The sequence below is a fragment of the uncultured Amaricoccus sp. genome (assembly GCF_937858865.1).
In the GTDB taxonomy this organism is placed as follows: domain Bacteria; phylum Pseudomonadota; class Alphaproteobacteria; order Rhodobacterales; family Rhodobacteraceae; genus Amaricoccus.
In genome coordinates this window covers 1-2,477 of the sequence record NZ_CALLYO010000485.1, presented here as the reverse complement: position 1 = coordinate 2,477, position 2,477 = coordinate 1, and the positions used below count along the sequence as shown (strand labels likewise).

At 74.8% G+C, this 2,477-nt stretch carries 4 protein-coding genes; 3 read left to right on the top strand and 1 reads right to left on the bottom strand.

The annotated features are described in order from the left end of the window. Window positions 1-65: 65 nt before the first annotated feature. Window positions 66-884: an aspartate dehydrogenase gene (locus Q0112_RS14290; RefSeq protein WP_297976403.1), complete on the bottom strand. Its 819-nt coding sequence runs from the start codon at window positions 882-884 to the stop codon at window positions 66-68. Between the two features lie 146 nt (window positions 885-1,030). On the opposite strand from Q0112_RS14290, the gene Q0112_RS14285 reads away from it, so the two are divergent. From Q0112_RS14285 to Q0112_RS14275, 3 genes are all read left to right on the top strand, one after another. Further along, window positions 1,031-1,258, top strand: coding sequence for a hypothetical protein (locus tag Q0112_RS14285; RefSeq protein WP_297976400.1), 228 nt, complete (start codon window positions 1,031-1,033; stop codon window positions 1,256-1,258). Further along, window positions 1,255-1,632 carry a hypothetical protein gene (locus Q0112_RS14280; RefSeq protein ID WP_297976398.1) on the top strand — a complete coding sequence of 126 codons (378 nt, stop codon included), beginning with the start codon at window positions 1,255-1,257 and terminating at the stop codon, window positions 1,630-1,632. The genes Q0112_RS14285 and Q0112_RS14280 overlap by 4 nt, the downstream gene beginning before the upstream one ends. Continuing rightward, the coding region (locus Q0112_RS14275) for a sulfotransferase (RefSeq protein WP_297976396.1) at window positions 1,629-2,477 on the top strand (849 nt) is incomplete at its 3' end. The genes Q0112_RS14280 and Q0112_RS14275, both read left to right, overlap by 4 nt.

The following is a 2,477-nucleotide window of genomic DNA, read 5'->3' as shown; positions in this document are numbered from 1 at the left end:
GCCCAAGTCGCTGTTAACACGACCGGAATTCCCCTCGACACCGATTCAACCCGCCGGAGGCCGCATCAGACCGCGACCGGCCCGCGGAAGTTGCGGATCTCGCGCAGGAGGCTGAGGACGGTCGCGGCCGAGGTCCTGGCGTTGCCGGCCGAGGGGCGGTTCTCGATGCGGATCGCGTAGCTCGCGACCGGCGAGGCGACCGAATATTCGTGCACGTTGCCCGGCGCCGCCGGGTCGGCGACGAGCTCGACCCGCGTCGCCTCGAAGCCGGCGCCGGCGAGGGCGAGTGTCGCGGCGACGTTGGCGTTCTTCGGGTAGTCGCGCGCCGCCTCGCGCGCCGAACCCGTGAAGAAGACTGCGGGCGCGGCAAGCGCCGCGAGGTCGAGAATATCGGCCGCCGGCGTCCCGGCCCAGGCGCCCGGCGGCTTGGTGCCGCGGTAGCGCACCTCGAGCCCCTTCGTGCCCCCGAGCGCGGCCAGGAGGTCGACGCCGCCCACCGCGCCCGCCGGCAGGACGAGGCGCGTCCCGCCCGCGGCAGCCGCCCCGCGGAGCGCCGCCTCGAGCCCGGGATCGGCGAGGGCGCCGACCGAGGCCACGACGACCGGGATCCCCGCGGCCAGCAGCGGCGGCACATGGGCGGCGACGGCGGCGTGGCCGGCGCATTCGACCACGAGGTCGGGGCGCGCCGCGCGCATCCCTTCCGCATCCGCGACGACCGACCGGTCGCGGGCGACGGCGGCGAACTCGCCGTCGAGGCGCTGGCGGAGCTCGGCGGCCCGCCCGGGGCGCACGAGGACCGCGAGATGCTCGAGCGGCTCGCCCGGAAGAAGGAGATCGGCAAGGGCGCCGCCGATGCTGCCGAAGCCGATCATCCCGAGGCGCATGGCGCCCTGCCCTCCCTCATCCGCCGCGCCGCCGTCGCGACCGCGGCCCTGCCCGGTCGGCAGGACTCTGCCCACCGGTTGGACAACCCCTGGCAAAGACCAACCTTTGCATCGGACCCTTAGCATGATTCCAAGGAGGAAAACCGATGATTCGAGCGCTCCCGACCCTGCTCCTGGCCGTTGCCCTGCTCGGCCTCCTCCCGGAGACCGCGCTCGCCTACGTCGGGCCGGGCGCGGGGCTGACGGCGATCGGCACCCTTCTCGCCCTCCTCGGCGCCATCGGCCTCGCCGTCGTCGGCTTCGTCTGGTATCCGGTCAAGCGGCTGATCCGGCGTCCGGCCGGACGCGATCCGGAGGACGAGGCGCGCCGGTGAGCCTGCTCGCCCTGACGGCCGGCGTCCTCGTCTTCGTCGCGCTCCTCAAGGCCCTCGGCGCCGCCGAGACGGTGGCCGCGGCGGTCCGCACCGCGCGCCGCGCGGCGGCGACCCTTTCGGATGCCGGCCTCGGCGACGACGCCAAGGAGGCGGCCGCCCGCGCGGCGGCGGCCGGTCTCTTCCGCAGCTTCCTCGCGCTCGCGAGCATCGCGGTGGCCGCCCTCGGGCTCCCCGCCCTCCTCATCTGGGCCGGCAGCGCCGCCGGCCTCTATTCCCTGGACCATGCCCTCGCCGCCGCGACCGGCTGGCCCTTCCTGCTCGGCTCGACGCTCTTCGCGGTCGTCGCCTGGATCGCCCTGGAGCGGCTGACATGACCCCTGCCCCCTATGGTCCCGTGGACCGCGCCCTGCACCGGCTGGCCTTCGGCACCCTCGGCGCCCAGCGCCGGCTCGCCGAAATCGAGACGCGCATGTACCAGGACCGGATCGAGCCCGACCACGGCCGCCGCCCGGTCTTCGTCACCTCGCTGCCGCGCGCCGGCACCACGGTGCTGCTCGAGGCGCTCGCCGCCTTCCCCGAGTTCGCCGCCGCGACCTACCGGCACATGCCCTTCACGCTGCTGCCGCTGATCTGGACCGAGGCCACGCGCCGCTTCCAGCAGGAGGCGCAGCCCGCCGAGCGCGCCCACGGCGACGGCGTCGCGGTCGGCTTCGACAGCCCCGAGGCCTTCGAGGAGACGCTCTGGATGGCCTTCTGGCCGGAGCGCTACCGCGACGGCATGATCCGCCCCTGGACCGAGGCGACGCGCGACCAGGGGTTCGAGGCCTTCTTCCGCGCCCACATGGCCAAGGTCGTCGCCGCGGAGGGCGGCGAGGCCCGGCGCTATCTCTCGAAGAACAACGCCAACATCGCCCGCCTGCCGATGATCGCCGCCGCCTTCCCCGACGCGACCGTGGTCGTGCCGGTGCGCGACCCCTGGGCGCAGGTCGCCTCGCTCCTCCGCCAGCACCGGCGCTTCCTCGATCTGCACGCGCGCGACGCCTTCGCGCTCCGCTACATGCAGGGGCTCGGCCACTTCGAGTTCGGCGCCGCGCTGCGGCCGATCTGCTGGGGGGCGGAGGCGCCCGACCCTGCCGAGGCCGACGGCGCCGAATTCTGGCTCGCCTACTGGGCGGACGCCTACGAGGAGGCGCTGGCCGGCGCCGGCGACAAGGTCGTC